This is a genomic window from Speluncibacter jeojiensis (assembly GCF_029589495.1).
Classification (GTDB): Bacteria; Actinomycetota; Actinomycetes; order Mycobacteriales; family Mycobacteriaceae; genus Speluncibacter; species Speluncibacter jeojiensis.
The window spans coordinates 555,690-568,092 of the sequence record NZ_JAAIVF010000001.1 but is presented as its reverse complement, the minus strand read 5'-3'; the positions used below and the strand labels follow the sequence as shown (position 1 = coordinate 568,092).

Genomic DNA, 12,403 nt, shown 5'->3' with positions numbered 1-12,403 from the left:
ATTGAGCACCACCGCCACGACCGACACGGTCACAACCGGCACAGAGGCAACCGGCAGCGAAAGCGCCGGTGACACAACAGGGCCGAACGCCACTGCGCCCGAGACGACGGCCGACGCGAGCCGTCAGCACGAGGGCCGGCTGCGTCGGATCCTGCGTGCCGCCCGCCGGCCGCGGGTGTTCGTCCCCGCGGTGCTGATCGTGGCGCTCGCCGCGACGACCGGGTGGTTCGGCTACCGGTACGCGCAGGAGCGCCACCTCGACGATCTGCGGGCGAGCGCGCTGACCGGCGCGCAGCAGTACACGGTCGACCTGGCGACCTACGACTACCGACACGTCGACGACAACCCGAAGAAGGTGCTGTCGGAGTCGACCCCGCAGTTCGGCGAAAAGTACAAGGACGTCGCGGCGAAGCTGGCGGATCTGCTGCGCAACGGGCAGGGCACGTCCACCGGCAAGGTGGACTACGCGGGGGTCACGAGCGTCGACGACCACCGTGCGGTCGTGGTGGTGTTCCTGGACCAGCAGATCAAGAACGTGGTCGCCCCGCAGGGCCGGACCGACGCCAGCCGCATGGTCGTCACGCTGGTCCGTGACGGCGGACGGTGGCTGCTCGACGGCGCGGAGCCGAAGTGAGCGTGACGGGCGACGGCGGGGGACCGCTCGAACCCAGCGGACGCATCCGCCGGCTCACCCAGGCGGCGCTCAACGCCGACCAGACGATCGGGCGCATCGACGGCGTCGCCGGTGACCTGTCGCTGTCATTGGAGGAGTTCAACCGGGTGCTGGCCCGCTTCGACGAGACCATCGACCGGTTCGGCGGGCTCCTCGACGGGCTGGCCGCCTCGATCGGGACCATCGACACGGTCGTGGGCGCGCTGGCCCGCACCCAGCGCAACGTCGACGCCCTGTTGTCGGGCGCCGAACGGGTGGTCGGCACCGCCGACTGGCTGCTGTCACCGCTGACGGCGTTGCGCCGGGGGTGGTCTCAGACTCAGTCGTCGATCGGTGGGACTCGAGAAAGCCCGGACGGAGCACCAGAAGGAGACGGTCGAGGATGAACGGCCCCACACAACCCTGTGACGCCGACCCGGGCCGGGTGCTGCGTCGGGGCATGAGCATGTTCGGGCTGTTCGGCGGCGGGGCGAACGTCATCATGCAACTGTCGCGGCCCGGAGTCGGCTACGGCGTGGTCGAGAGTCGGGTCGACAGCGGGAACCTGTATCTGCACCCGGTCAAGCGCACCCGCACCACCTTGACCTATCTCGCGGTGGCGCTGCTGGGCACCGACGGGGAGCGGCAGGCGTTCCGCCGGGCCATGGGGCCGGGGCACGCGCAGGTGCGCTCCACGCCGGACAGTCCGGTGCAGTACAACGCCTTCGACGTCGACCTGCAGACGTGGGTGGCGGCCTGCCTGTACCGCGGATTCGAGGACGTCTACCGGCTGACGCAGGGCCCGCTCGGTGAGCACGAGGACGGGTTCTATCAGGCAGGCGCGGTGCTGGGCACCACCCTGCAGATGCCCCGCGACGCGTGGCCGGCCGACCGGGCGGCGTTCGAGCGATATTGGACGCGGTCGCTCGAGCAGGCGCAGATCGACGACACCGTACGCGACTACCTCGTCGGCATCGCGACGGTGACGTTCCTGCCACGGCCGCTGCAGCTGCTGGCGGGGCCGGTCAACAAGTTCTTCACGACGGGCTTTCTGCCGGAGCACTTCCGGGAGCAGATGCGCCTGCCCTGGGGGCCGCGGCGCCAGGGCCTGTTCGACCTGTTCTGGCGGGTCGCCGGCCCGGTCGACCGGCTCAGTCCAGCGGTGGTGCGGGAGTTGCCGTTCCGGGTGGCGATGTGGGATCTGCGGCGGCGCATTCGCAAGGGCCGTCCGCTCGTCTGAGGGGCGCCCGTCCGGCATCGTTGATCCGACACCCGAAACGGTTGGCGCCCAGCCGGATCGGCTCCGTCGTCATCGCGCGGGAGTGACCCAGGTGGTGATCCGGGCGCGCGCCACCTCGGTGCCGGCGGCGTCGACGATGCCGATCGGCACCACCAGTTCGGTGCCCTCGGTGATCGCGGCGAAGTCGGGGACCGTGTCGAGCACCGCGGTCGCGCGCAGTCCGGTGGTCGCCTTGGCCATGTACTCGACGCTCATGCCCTTGGGGATCCAGCGGTGCGTGGTCGGCACGGTGGCCTCGCAGAGCATCCCCATGGCGACCTCGGCGAGATTGCAGGCAGCGATGGCGTGGAAGGTGCCCAGGTGGTTGTGCACGCCCCACCACTTCGGGGCGGTCACCTCGCAGCGGCCCGGTTCGAGCACCCGCACGTGCGGTATGACGGTGCCGAAGTAGGGCACGCGCACGCACATGCCCAGAGAGAACAGCGCCGAGCCGAGACGGTTGTCCGGCAGCCGCAGCCACCCCCGGTAGGTCGGCGAGGCGGTGGCGGGCATGAATCCTCCTGGGCGGGTCCGGCGGACGGGCGGGTCGGCGGCGGAAACGGCGACGGCCGTCACCTTACTCCAAAGTAAGGTGACGGCCGTCGTGCTGACGAACCAGGTCAGCGACCGTTGATCAGGTTCATGAACGTCCCGTTGATCTGGCCTGAGTTGGGGCTGGCGACGGTACCGCCGATCGCTGCGCCCGGAACGGCGCCGGGCAGGCAGCCCAGGGAGCCGATGAACAGGCAGCCGAGCAGCCCGCCGACGACCGCGCCCACGCCGCCGCCGTGCTCGACGCCCCACATCCACTGCCCGATCAGGGTGTTGAAGGTGTCGGTCCCGGCCGCCTTGACCAGCCCGTTGCCGGCCGGAAGGTGGCCGACCGGTGCGGACGCCGGCGTGGCCTGGACCGTCAGCGAGCGGCCGTCGCGGCTGATCGAGGCGACGATCGGTGCGGCGGTACCGGCGACCGTCAGCGGAATCGACTCGACGGTGGCGCCGCGCGCATCGACGACGTCGATCGAACGGGCGGCCTTGTTCGCGGCGAACGAGCCGTCGGCCAGCGTCGCGGTCACCGAGTGTGCGGCCATGTCGGTGCTCACCGAGACCGGTGCGGCCGTCGGTGCCGGCGCGGCATTCGCGGTCGCGCCACCCACGGCCACGGCCGATGCGGTCAGCGCGGCGAGCGTGACGCTGCGGCCCAGGTGCTTGAACGAGACGGGCATTTCTATCCCCTCGATAGTCGTAAGTCCCCAGGCCGTTGGTGCACCAGGGGAGCGTCACGCCGATCGGAAGCACATGGCGTGCGCCGCCGAACACTATGGCGGTTCGGGGACATTCGCGGCAAACGCCACACGCCGCCGCGACCTGTGGGTCCGTTCACTCCGGCCCGATGTGCGTTCGCGTCGGCGAGGCGAACTGTGGTAGCCAGGTAAGGCCCGACCGATCGCCGTGTGCGCCGGCCGGGCCGGAACGAGCGGCGCCGCCACCACGGATCGAACGCGAGACCCGCGCCCCCAGGCGGCGCCAACCGGTCACCCAGCGGTGACCGGTGGCCGTTCCCCCGGTGACGGTCGCCGAACGACCGCCCGCCGGTCGGGCATCTCCGGATGCCGCTGGGGGAGCACGTCCGGGAGGGCACGATCGTGACCACACCGAACCACAACGGCGCGACTGTGCGGTTGCGCCGTGCGCCGGCCCGCGCGCTGGCCGTCCTGCTCGCGACCGCGGCCTTCCCCCTGGTCGGAGCAGGCGTCGCCGCCGCCGCCGACCTGGGGCAGACCGACGCGATCGCGGGGTCGACCTCGACACAGGTGGGGCCGTCGCTGGTGGTGGGCTGCGCGGGACAGTACGAGTCCCGGCCGTATGCCGTCCGATTGCACTGCGACGACGCATCCAGCACGATCTCCGCGATCGACTGGACGGACTGGACACAGGACAAGGCCAAGGGTGTCGGAACCCTGGACAACGCCCGGGTCGAGATCGTGCTCGATCTCTCCGAGTCGGTGCCGGGGCAGCCCTATCGGGTCTTCAGCCGCGCGTTGCTCTCCGGCGCGCAGGGGGTCCAGTCGGTCCAGTTGTGACCGTGCCGGCGTCGATGATCGGGCGACATCGAGGGCTCGATCGAGGACGCGGAAGTCCGATTTGGCCAGCAAGGACACTTCGGGCATACTGTTGGGGTTGCCTTGACCGGCGACGCGGTACTCGATCGGCGACACTCGGTGTCGACAAGCTGGAGTGCCGCATCGCCATGTGATCGATGTTTTCGCATTCTGGAGAGCATTTTCGCAGGTCGAGCAGACGCACCAGGAACCACCAGTGCTCGTATGAGCGCATCCGGTTCGCGTTCTGCGGCGCGAAATACCCTGATTCAGGGGATATTTCTGCGCCGGAGAATGAGTGGGAGGGCGACACGCCCGACCGCGTGGACCGGTGGACCATGACAGATGAACAGCGGCAGCGGACCGAGCTCGGACTCGAGGCGGGTCGATGCGTTCAACTGTCCGATGGCGGAGGCGAGGGCCACCGCCGGGCCACATGGTCCAGCCCGGCCGCCGAGACGACTCGGTGGCGATGGTTCGCCGAGGACCGGGCAGATGAACGACATGGCGCCGACAAGGCGTCATGACCGCGGCAAGGAAAAGGACAGTAAGCGTGGCGGGACAGAAGATCCGCATCAGGCTCAAGGCCTACGACCACGAGGCGATCGACGCGTCAGCGCGCAAGATCGTCGAGACGGTGACCCGCACGGGTGCCCGCGTCGTCGGCCCGGTGCCGTTGCCGACCGAAAAGAACGTGTACTGCGTCATCCGCTCGCCGCACAAGTACAAGGACTCGCGCGAGCACTTCGAGATGCGGACCCACAAGCGACTCATCGACATCCTCGACCCGACGCCGAAGACCGTCGACGCGCTCATGCGCATCGACCTGCCGGCGAGCGTCGACGTCAACATTCAGTGAGCCCGGCGAGAGCTTGAGAGACGCAGCGGAGATACGTAAATGACTAACACCGAGATCAAGGGAATCCTGGGCAGCAAGCTCGGCATGACCCAGGTCTTCGACGAGAACAACCGGGTCGTCCCGGTCACCGTCGTCAAGGCCGGGCCGTGCGTCGTCACCCAGGTCCGTACCGAGGAGCGCGACGGTTACAACGCCGTCCAGATCGCCTTCGGCGCCATCGACCCGCGCAAGGTCAACAAGCCGGTCGCCGGCCACTTCGCCAAGGCGGGGGTGACCCCGCGCCGTCACATCGTCGAGCTGCGGGTCGCCGACACCAGCGCCTACGAGGTCGGCCAGGAGCTCACCGCCGAGCTGTTCGAGGACGGCGGCTACGTCGACGTCACCGGTACCAGCAAGGGCAAGGGCTTCGCCGGCACCATGAAGCGCCACGGCTTCGCCGGCCAGGGCGCCAGCCACGGCGCGCAGGCCGTCCACCGTCGTCCGGGTTCGATCGGCGGCTGCGCCACCCCGGGCCGCGTGTTCAAGGGCATGCGCATGGCCGGTCGCATGGGTAGCGACCGCGTCACCACGCAGAACCTCAGCATCCACAAGGTGGACGCGGAGAACGGTCTGCTGTTGATCAAGGGTGCGATCCCGGGCCGCAAGGGCGGCGTCGTGATCGTCAAGACCGCAGTGAAGGGTGGTGTCTCCGCATGACCGAGACGACCAAGCTGACCCTCGACGTGCGCACCGCCGACGGCGGTACCAACGGCACCGTCGACCTGCCCGCCGAGATCTTCGACGTCACCGCGAACATCGCGCTGATGCACCAGGTCGTCGTCGCGCAGCTCGCCGCCGCTCGTCAGGGCACGCACGCCACCAAGACCCGCGGCGAGGTCCGCGGCGGTGGCAGGAAGCCGTACCGGCAGAAGGGCACCGGCCGCGCCCGCCAGGGTTCGACCCGCGCTCCGCAGTTCGCCGGTGGTGGCACGGTGCACGGCCCGCAGCCGCGCGACTACAGCCAGCGCACCCCGAAGAAGATGAAGGCCGCCGCACTGCGCGGTGCCCTGTCGGACCGCGCCCGCAGTGAGCGCATCCACGTGATCACCGAACTGGTCGAGGGGCAGACCCCGTCCACCAAGGGCGCCAAGGCGTTCCTCGGTCAGATCAGCGAGCGCAAGAAGCTCCTGCTGGTCGTCGGCCGCGAGGACATCGCCGCGTGGAAGAGCGTGCAGAACCTCGAGGGCGTGCACCCGATCGCCCCGGATCAGCTCAACACCTACGACGTGCTGGACAGCGATGACGTCGTGTTCACCGTCGAGGCGCTGAACACCTTCGTCGCCGGCCCTGCCGCCCGGAAGGAGGCCACGGCATGACCATCGCGGAGATCAAGTCCGATCCGCGCGACATCATCCTCGCGCCGGTCATCTCGGAGAAGTCCTACGGGCTCATCGAGCAGAACGTGTACACCTTCGTGGTGCACCCGGACTCGAACAAGACGCAGATCAAGATCGCTGTGGAGCAGATCTTCGGCGTGACCGTGAGCAGTGTGAACACCGCCAACCGTCAGGGCAAGCGTAAGCGGACCCGTGCCGGTTACGGCCAGCGCAAGAGCACCAAGCGCGCGATCGTGACCCTCACCGCCGACAGCAAGCCCATCGAGATCTTCGGAGGTCCGGTCGGCTGAGCCGCGGCTCACCACCGGAACTCGTAGAAGGTAAGGACGAGAAGACTCATGGCAATCCGTAAGTACAAGCCGACTACCCCGGGCCGTCGTGGCGCGAGCGTCTCGGACTTCGCCGAGATCACCCGCTCGACCCCGGAGAAGTCGCTGATCCGCCCGCTGCACGGTCGTGGTGGACGTAACGCGCACGGTCGCATCACCACCCGCCACAAGGGTGGCGGTCACAAGCGCGCGTACCGTCTGATCGACTTCCGTCGTAACGACAAGGACGGCGTGCCGGCGAAGGTCGCTCACATCGAGTACGACCCCAACCGCACCGCACGTATCGCACTGCTGCACTACCGGGATGGCGAGAAGCGCTACATCATCGCGCCGAAGGGCCTCGTGCAGGGCGCCCTCGTGGAGTCAGGCGCGACCGCCGACATCAAGCCCGGCAACAACCTGCCGCTGCGCAACATCCCGACCGGTACCACCGTTCACGCGGTGGAGCTGCGTCCGGGCGGCGGCGCCAAGATGGCCCGCTCGGCCGGTGCCAGCATCCAGCTGCTGGGCAAGGAGGGCGCATACGCGACCCTGCGTATGCCCTCCGGTGAGATCCGTCGCGTCGACGTGCGCTGCCGCGCCACCGTCGGCGAGGTCGGCAACGCCGAGCAGTCGAACATCAACTGGGGCAAGGCCGGCCGCATGCGTTGGAAGGGCAAGCGCCCGACCGTCCGTGGTGTGGTCATGAACCCGGTCGACCACCCGCATGGTGGTGGTGAGGGCAAGACCTCGGGTGGCCGCCACCCGGTGAGCCCCTGGGGCCAGCCTGAGGGCCGGACCCGCAAGCCCAACAAGGCCAGCGACAAGCTGATCGTCCGCCGCCGTCGTACCGGCAAGAAGCGCTAGGGAGGAGTTAGACAATGCCACGTAGCCTCAAGAAGGGCCCGTTCGTCGACGACCACCTCCTCGCGAAGGTGGACGTTCAGAACGAGAAGGGCACCAAGCAGGTCATCAAGACCTGGTCCCGCCGTTCCACGATCATCCCTGACTTCATCGGCCACACCTTCGCCGTCCACGACGGCCGCAAGCACGTGCCGGTGTTCGTCTCGGACTCGATGGTCGGGCACAAGCTCGGCGAGTTCGCGCCGACCCGCACGTTCAAGGGTCACATCAAGGACGACCGGAAGAGCAAGCGTCGATGAGTACTGAAACCGTGAACCCCACTGCTCGGGCCACCGCGAAGTTCGTTCGCGTGACCCCGATGAAGGCTCGCCGTGTCGTGGACCTGGTCCGCGGCCGCAGTGTCGAGGACGCGCTGAACATCCTGCGGTTCGCCCCGCAGGCTGCCAGCGAGCCGGTCGCCAAGGTGGTGGCCAGCGCCGCCGCCAACGCCGAGAACAACCTCGACCTGGACCCGGGCACGCTGGTCGTCTCGAAGGCGTACGTCGACGAGGGACCGACGCTCAAGCGTTTCCAGCCGCGTGCCCAGGGCCGCGCGTTCCGGATCCGCAAGCGCACCAGCCACATCACGATCGAGGTCGAGTCCGTTCCCACGCAGGGCACCGGACGCGGCCGCCGGAAGGGAAGGGCCTAGCAGTGGGTCAGAAAATCAACCCGCACGGCTTCCGTCTCGGCATCACGACCGACTGGAAGTCCCGCTGGTACGCCGACAAGCAGTACGCGGAGTACGTCAAGGAAGACGTCGCCATCCGTAAGCTCCTCGCCACGGGCATGGAGCGGGCCGGCATCGCGAAGGTCGAGATCGAGCGCACCCGTGATCGGGTCCGTGTCGACATCCACACCGCGCGTCCGGGCATCGTCATCGGCCGCCGCGGCGCCGAGGCCGATCGCATCCGCGCCGCCCTCGAGAAGCTGACCGGCAAGCAGGTCCAGCTGAACATCCTCGAGGTCAAGAACCCCGAGGCCGAGGCCCAGCTGGTCGCGCAGGGCGTGGCCGAGCAGCTCTCGAACCGTGTCGCGTTCCGGCGTGCCATGCGCAAGGCCATCCAGTCGGCCATGCGTCAGCCGCAGGTCAAGGGCATCCGGGTGCAGTGCTCGGGTCGTCTCGGCGGCGCCGAGATGTCCCGCTCGGAGTTCTACCGCGAGGGTCGGGTTCCGCTGCACACGCTGCGTGCGGACATCGACTACGGCCTGTACGAGGCCAAGACCACCTTCGGTCGCATCGGCGTGAAGGTCTGGATCTACAAGGGTGACGTCGTCGGCGGACGCCGCGAGATCGCCGAGTCGGCCGCTCCGGAGCGTCCGCGTCGTGAGCGGTCCGGCCGCCCGCGTCGCTCGGGTGCGTCCGGCACGACCGCCACCAGCACCGAGGCCGGCCGCGCGGCCACCGCGACGGCGGAGGCTCCGGCCGCCGCTCCGACGCAGCAGAACCAGGAGGGCTGACGATGTTGATCCCACGGCGGGTCAAGCACCGCAAGCAGCACCACCCCAGCCGCACGGGTAATGCCAAGGGCGGCACCCAGGTGTCGTTCGGTGAGTACGGCATCCAGGCTCTCGAGCCTGCCTACATCACCAACCGGCAGATCGAGTCCGCTCGTATCGCCATGACCCGGCACATCAAGCGTGGCGGCAAGATCTGGATCAACATCTTCCCGGATCGCCCGCTCACCAAGAAGCCCGCCGAGACCCGCATGGGTTCCGGTAAGGGTTCGCCGGAGTGGTGGATCGCGAACGTCAAGCCCGGCCGGGTGATGTTCGAGATGAGTTACCCGAACGAGGAGATCGCCCGCGAGGCCCTGCGTCGCGCGATGCACAAGCTCCCGTGCAAGTGCCGGATCGTGACGAGGGAGGGGCAGTTCTGATGGCTAACGGAACGCAGGCCTCCGAGCTCCGTGAGCTCACCGAGGAAGAATTGATCACCCGGCTGCGCGAGTCGAAGGAAGAGCTGTTCAACCTTCGCTTCCAGATGGCCACCGGTCAGCTGGACAACAACCGCCGGCTGCGCACGGTCCGTCACGACATCGCACGGATCTACACCGTGATGCGCGAGCGCGAGCTCGGCCTGGCGGTCGGCCCGGATGCGGGTGACGCGGCATGAGTGAGAACCAGAAGGACAACGCAGTGACTGAAGAGCGTGGGACCCGCAAGGTCCGCATCGGCTACGTCGTCTCCGACAAGATGGAGAAGACGATCGTGGTCGAGCTGGAGGACCGGGTCAAGCACCCGCTCTACGGCAAGATCATCCGCCGTACCACCAAGGTGAAGGCACACGACGAGAACGGCATCGCCGGCGTGGGCGACCGCGTGCAGTTGATGGAGACCCGTCCGCTGTCCGCCACCAAGCGCTGGCGGCTGGTCGAGGTGCTCGAGAAGGCCAAGTAAGCGGCCGTAGCACCCGGTTTCTTCAGATGAGGCGGCCCGTCCCCGATGGGGGCGGGCCGCCTTTCTGCGCTTCGCGCCCCGTACGGCTTCAGTCGCGGGCGAACGCGGCCGAGAGTTCGCGTTGCAGATCCCGGTACGGCGTGCCGGTGACATCCACGGTCACCTGCGCGATGGTGCCGCCGCGGAAGGCGAATGGGCCGGGGTACGACGAGGTGACGGGCGCCCGACTGTCGCGGCCGACTCGCACACCCTCGCCGACGCCGTTGAACACCAGCGGCTGGACCCGCATCCCGTCGAGGCGGCCGACGGTGATGTCGTCGACGTACAGTTCGACGTCACCGACCGGCGTGCGTCCGTCTGCTGCCGTGCCGGTGCGTTCGAAGCGCACGCCGAGCAGGTGCCGCCCCGTCGGCACTGCCGAAACGGCCGCGACGGGCTGTTCCTGCTCGCCGAGGAAGTTGTAGACGTAACTCAGCCGGCCCTCGCGCAGGAACAGCGAGTGACCACCGAAACGCCCGCCATGTGCGAAGAGTGCCCCCTCTGCCGCGGGATCGGTCACCTCGACCTCGGCGAGCACGGCGAACGATCGGCCGAGGATCTCCAATGCGGCACCGGGCCCGACCTCCGCGCCGTCGGCGTAGTAGACGCGCCGCGGGCGGCCGCCGCCGAGCACCGGGCGGGTGCGTTCCGGGACGTTCAACAATCCGAGGTCGACCAGTGGGAACCCGTCGTAGGCGTGGGCCTGTTCGAACCACAGCGCGCGCATCTGTTCGAGTCGGTCCGGTTCGGCGGCGGCGAGGTCGTGCACCTGGCTCCGGTCGGCCTCGATGTGGAACAACTCCCAGCGGTCGTGGTCGAAGCCACCCCAGTTCGAGGGGGCGGCCGCGTGCACGGTGTCGGCGAACCAGCCGTCGTGCCAGATCCCGCGGGTGCCGAGCATCGAATAGAACTGGGTGTGCTTGCCGGTGGGTGCACTCGGCTCCGCCAGGGCGGAGAGGAAACTGACGCCTTCGATCGGGTGTTGCGGCACCCCGCGCACGGTGTCGGGCGGGTTGATGCCGAGGCAGTCGAGGACCGTCGGCAGGACGTCGCTGACGTGCACGTACCGGTCGAGCACTGTGCCTCGGGCGGCGATCCCGGCGGGCCACGAGATCACGCACGGATCGGCGATGCCGCCCTCGTGGGAGGCGTAACGCTTGAACAGCTTGTACGGGGTGTTGAACGCCATCGCCCAGCCGACGCTGTAGTGGTTGTACGCGCGGGTGCTGCCCAGGTCGTCGAGGTGGGCCATCGACTCGTCGATCGCGTCCAGGTAGCCGTTGAAGAACTTCATCTCGTTGCCGGTGCCGTTCGGCCCGCCCTCGCCGCTGGCGCCGTTGTCCGAGAGCAACACGATCAGCGTGTTGTCGAGCTGCGCGGTCTGCTCCAGGTGGTCGAGCACCCTGCCGATCTGCGCGTCCGTGTAGGACTGGAATCCGGCGAACACCTCAGCCTGCCGGCAGAACAGCCGTTTCTCGTCGTCCGAGAGCGACTCCCAGGGACGGACCGTGTCCAGCAGCGGCCACGGTGCGCCGTCGGCGCTGGTCTCGCCCAGGTACGGGTTCATCGGCGACAGTTCGGTGTCGGCGGGGACGATCCCGAGTCGTTTCTGGTTGGTCAGCACGACTTCGCGGTAGCGCTCGTAGCCCATGTCGAAGCGGCCGCGGTAGCGTTCGGACCATTCCTCGGCGACGTGGTGCGGCGCGTGCCCGCATCCGGGGCACAGGTAGAGCATCCAGGGCTTGTCCGGCGCGATGACCTGGGCGTCCCGGATGAATTCGACGGATTTGTCCGCGAGGTCCTTCGACAGGTGATAGCCGTCCTCGGGGCCGGCCGGCGGATCGACTGGGTGGTTGTCGTAGACCAGGTTCGGGTACCACTGGTCGGTCTCGCCGCCGAGGAAGCCGTAGAACCTCTCGAATCCACGCCCCAGTGGCCAGTTGGTCTTTCGCGCGGCGAGGTTCTCCTCTTCGAGCGGGGTCAGATGCCATTTGCCCACCGCATATGTGTTCCAGCCGCGTTCGACGAGGATCTCGGAGAGCAGCGCGTTCTCGGCGGGGATCCGGCCGGAGCAGTTGGGGAAGCCGTCGGTGAACTCCTCGATGGTCGCCATCCCGACCGACGTCGGGTTGCAACCGGTGAGCAGCGAGGCGCGCGTCGGCGAACACAGCGCGGTGGTGTGGAACTGGCTCAGCCGGACGCCCCGGTCGGCGATGCGGCGCAGATTCGGCATCTCGACGAGTCCGCCGAACAGGTCCCAGGTGCCGATTCCGGTGTCGTCCCAGACCAGGAACAGGACGTTGGGCGCCCCGGACGGTGCACGCGGTTCGGCATACGGCGCCCAGTCCGGCTCCGAATCCCGGACGTCGAGAGCGATCTTGCCGTGGAACTCCGTCGCCATGGCCCCTCCCGGGGAACGGATCCTGCTGCCCGGCCGCGTCCGGAGACCAGACCGGGGCGGGTGCTCACAATCGACCGACTCGAC

At 68.5% G+C, this 12,403-nt stretch carries 18 protein-coding genes; 15 read left to right on the top strand and 3 right to left on the bottom strand.

Annotated features, from left to right (window positions below; genetic code table 11):
- Nucleotide 1: 1 nt before the first annotated feature.
- The 3 genes from G4X40_RS02630 to G4X40_RS02620 are packed head-to-tail and all read left to right on the top strand — an operon-like array spanning nucleotide 2 to nucleotide 1,892.
- On the top strand, nucleotides 2-634 hold the full coding sequence (locus tag G4X40_RS02630; RefSeq protein WP_277829984.1) for a hypothetical protein: 633 nt from the start codon (nucleotides 2-4) through the stop codon (nucleotides 632-634).
- Nucleotides 631-1,059: a hypothetical protein gene (locus tag G4X40_RS02625; RefSeq protein ID WP_277829982.1), complete on the top strand. Its 429-nt coding sequence runs from the start codon at nucleotides 631-633 to the stop codon at nucleotides 1,057-1,059. Before G4X40_RS02630 ends, G4X40_RS02625 begins: the two co-directional genes overlap by 4 nt.
- A complete protein-coding gene (locus G4X40_RS02620; RefSeq protein WP_408642097.1) occupies nucleotides 1,056-1,892 on the top strand; it encodes an oxygenase MpaB family protein in 837 nt (278 codons plus the stop codon). The genes G4X40_RS02625 and G4X40_RS02620 overlap by 4 nt, the downstream gene beginning before the upstream one ends.
- Before the next feature lie 69 nt (nucleotides 1,893-1,961).
- On the opposite strand, the gene G4X40_RS02615 is transcribed toward G4X40_RS02620, so the two are convergent.
- Together G4X40_RS02615 and G4X40_RS02610 are read right to left on the bottom strand one after the other, a co-directional pair.
- Nucleotides 1,962-2,444, bottom strand: a complete 483-nt coding sequence (locus G4X40_RS02615; protein WP_277829981.1) for a hotdog fold domain-containing protein — start codon at nucleotides 2,442-2,444, stop codon at nucleotides 1,962-1,964.
- Between the two features lie 107 nt (nucleotides 2,445-2,551).
- Nucleotides 2,552-3,157: a hypothetical protein gene (locus tag G4X40_RS02610; RefSeq protein ID WP_277829980.1), complete on the bottom strand. Its 606-nt coding sequence runs from the start codon at nucleotides 3,155-3,157 to the stop codon at nucleotides 2,552-2,554.
- 420 nt (nucleotides 3,158-3,577) lie between these two features.
- On the opposite strand from G4X40_RS02610, the gene G4X40_RS02605 reads away from it, so the two are divergent.
- From G4X40_RS02605 to rpsQ, 12 genes are all read left to right on the top strand, one after another.
- Nucleotides 3,578-4,015, top strand: coding sequence for a hypothetical protein (locus G4X40_RS02605; protein ID WP_277829979.1), 438 nt, complete (start codon nucleotides 3,578-3,580; stop codon nucleotides 4,013-4,015).
- A gap of 571 nt (nucleotides 4,016-4,586) precedes the next feature.
- Entirely contained in the window at nucleotides 4,587-4,892 is a 306-nt protein-coding gene (rpsJ, locus tag G4X40_RS02600) for a 30S ribosomal protein S10 (protein WP_003938093.1), read from the top strand.
- 39 nt (nucleotides 4,893-4,931) lie between these two features.
- Complete coding sequence (gene rplC / locus G4X40_RS02595; RefSeq protein ID WP_277829978.1) at nucleotides 4,932-5,588, top strand: 50S ribosomal protein L3; 657 nt, start codon at nucleotides 4,932-4,934, stop codon at nucleotides 5,586-5,588.
- Nucleotides 5,585-6,247: a 50S ribosomal protein L4 gene (gene rplD, locus G4X40_RS02590; protein ID WP_277829977.1), complete on the top strand. Its 663-nt coding sequence runs from the start codon at nucleotides 5,585-5,587 to the stop codon at nucleotides 6,245-6,247. The genes rplC and rplD overlap by 4 nt, the downstream gene beginning before the upstream one ends.
- Nucleotides 6,244-6,558, top strand: coding sequence for a 50S ribosomal protein L23 (gene rplW, locus G4X40_RS02585; RefSeq protein ID WP_277829976.1), 315 nt, complete (start codon nucleotides 6,244-6,246; stop codon nucleotides 6,556-6,558). Before rplD ends, rplW begins: the two co-directional genes overlap by 4 nt.
- Before the next feature lie 48 nt (nucleotides 6,559-6,606).
- Nucleotides 6,607-7,443, top strand: coding sequence for a 50S ribosomal protein L2 (gene rplB / locus G4X40_RS02580; protein WP_277829975.1), 837 nt, complete (start codon nucleotides 6,607-6,609; stop codon nucleotides 7,441-7,443).
- Nucleotides 7,444-7,457: 14 nt separating this feature from the next.
- Nucleotides 7,458-7,739: a 30S ribosomal protein S19 gene (rpsS, locus tag G4X40_RS02575; protein ID WP_005518370.1), complete on the top strand. Its 282-nt coding sequence runs from the start codon at nucleotides 7,458-7,460 to the stop codon at nucleotides 7,737-7,739.
- Nucleotides 7,736-8,131 carry a 50S ribosomal protein L22 gene (rplV, locus tag G4X40_RS02570; RefSeq protein WP_277829972.1) on the top strand — a complete coding sequence of 132 codons (396 nt, stop codon included), beginning with the start codon at nucleotides 7,736-7,738 and terminating at the stop codon, nucleotides 8,129-8,131. The genes rpsS and rplV overlap by 4 nt, the downstream gene beginning before the upstream one ends.
- Nucleotides 8,132-8,133: 2 nt before the next feature.
- Nucleotides 8,134-8,940: a 30S ribosomal protein S3 gene (gene rpsC / locus G4X40_RS02565; RefSeq protein ID WP_277829970.1), complete on the top strand. Its 807-nt coding sequence runs from the start codon at nucleotides 8,134-8,136 to the stop codon at nucleotides 8,938-8,940.
- A gap of 2 nt (nucleotides 8,941-8,942) precedes the next feature.
- The gene (gene rplP / locus G4X40_RS02560; RefSeq protein ID WP_277829969.1) at nucleotides 8,943-9,359 is read left to right on the top strand and encodes a 50S ribosomal protein L16; all 417 of its coding nucleotides are present in this window, start codon (nucleotides 8,943-8,945) and stop codon (nucleotides 9,357-9,359) included.
- On the top strand, nucleotides 9,359-9,595 hold the full coding sequence (gene rpmC, locus G4X40_RS02555) for a 50S ribosomal protein L29 (protein ID WP_277829968.1): 237 nt from the start codon (nucleotides 9,359-9,361) through the stop codon (nucleotides 9,593-9,595). The genes rplP and rpmC overlap by 1 nt, the downstream gene beginning before the upstream one ends.
- Nucleotides 9,592-9,879 carry a 30S ribosomal protein S17 gene (rpsQ, locus tag G4X40_RS02550; RefSeq protein WP_277829967.1) on the top strand — a complete coding sequence of 96 codons (288 nt, stop codon included), beginning with the start codon at nucleotides 9,592-9,594 and terminating at the stop codon, nucleotides 9,877-9,879. The genes rpmC and rpsQ overlap by 4 nt, the downstream gene beginning before the upstream one ends.
- A gap of 88 nt (nucleotides 9,880-9,967) precedes the next feature.
- Here rpsQ and G4X40_RS02545 read toward each other — a convergent pair whose 3' ends face one another.
- Nucleotides 9,968-12,319 carry an arylsulfatase gene (locus G4X40_RS02545; RefSeq protein ID WP_277829965.1) on the bottom strand — a complete coding sequence of 784 codons (2,352 nt, stop codon included), beginning with the start codon at nucleotides 12,317-12,319 and terminating at the stop codon, nucleotides 9,968-9,970.
- Nucleotides 12,320-12,403 lie beyond the last annotated feature (84 nt).

Excerpts from the sequence above, each read along its gene's own strand:
- rpsS (WP_005518370.1), top strand. The coding sequence starts at position 7,458 with ATGCCACGTAGCCTCAAGAAGGGCCCGTTCGTCGACGACCACCTCCTC.
- rplB (WP_277829975.1), top strand. The coding sequence starts at position 6,607 with ATGGCAATCCGTAAGTACAAGCCGACTACCCCGGGCCGTCGTGGCGCG.
- G4X40_RS02610 (WP_277829980.1), bottom strand. The coding sequence starts at position 3,157 with ATGCCCGTCTCGTTCAAGCACCTGGGCCGCAGCGTCACGCTCGCCGCG.
- rpmC (WP_277829968.1), top strand. The coding sequence starts at position 9,359 with ATGGCTAACGGAACGCAGGCCTCCGAGCTCCGTGAGCTCACCGAGGAA.
- rplD (WP_277829977.1), top strand. The coding sequence starts at position 5,585 with ATGACCGAGACGACCAAGCTGACCCTCGACGTGCGCACCGCCGACGGC.
- rplV (WP_277829972.1), top strand. The coding sequence starts at position 7,736 with ATGAGTACTGAAACCGTGAACCCCACTGCTCGGGCCACCGCGAAGTTC.
- G4X40_RS02615 (WP_277829981.1), bottom strand. The coding sequence starts at position 2,444 with ATGCCCGCCACCGCCTCGCCGACCTACCGGGGGTGGCTGCGGCTGCCG.
- G4X40_RS02620 (WP_408642097.1), top strand. The coding sequence starts at position 1,056 with ATGAACGGCCCCACACAACCCTGTGACGCCGACCCGGGCCGGGTGCTG.
- rplP (WP_277829969.1), top strand. The coding sequence starts at position 8,943 with ATGTTGATCCCACGGCGGGTCAAGCACCGCAAGCAGCACCACCCCAGC.
- G4X40_RS02545 (WP_277829965.1), bottom strand. The coding sequence starts at position 12,319 with ATGGCGACGGAGTTCCACGGCAAGATCGCTCTCGACGTCCGGGATTCG.
- rplC (WP_277829978.1), top strand. The coding sequence starts at position 4,932 with ATGACTAACACCGAGATCAAGGGAATCCTGGGCAGCAAGCTCGGCATG.
- rpsQ (WP_277829967.1), top strand. The coding sequence starts at position 9,592 with ATGAGTGAGAACCAGAAGGACAACGCAGTGACTGAAGAGCGTGGGACC.
- rplW (WP_277829976.1), top strand. The coding sequence starts at position 6,244 with ATGACCATCGCGGAGATCAAGTCCGATCCGCGCGACATCATCCTCGCG.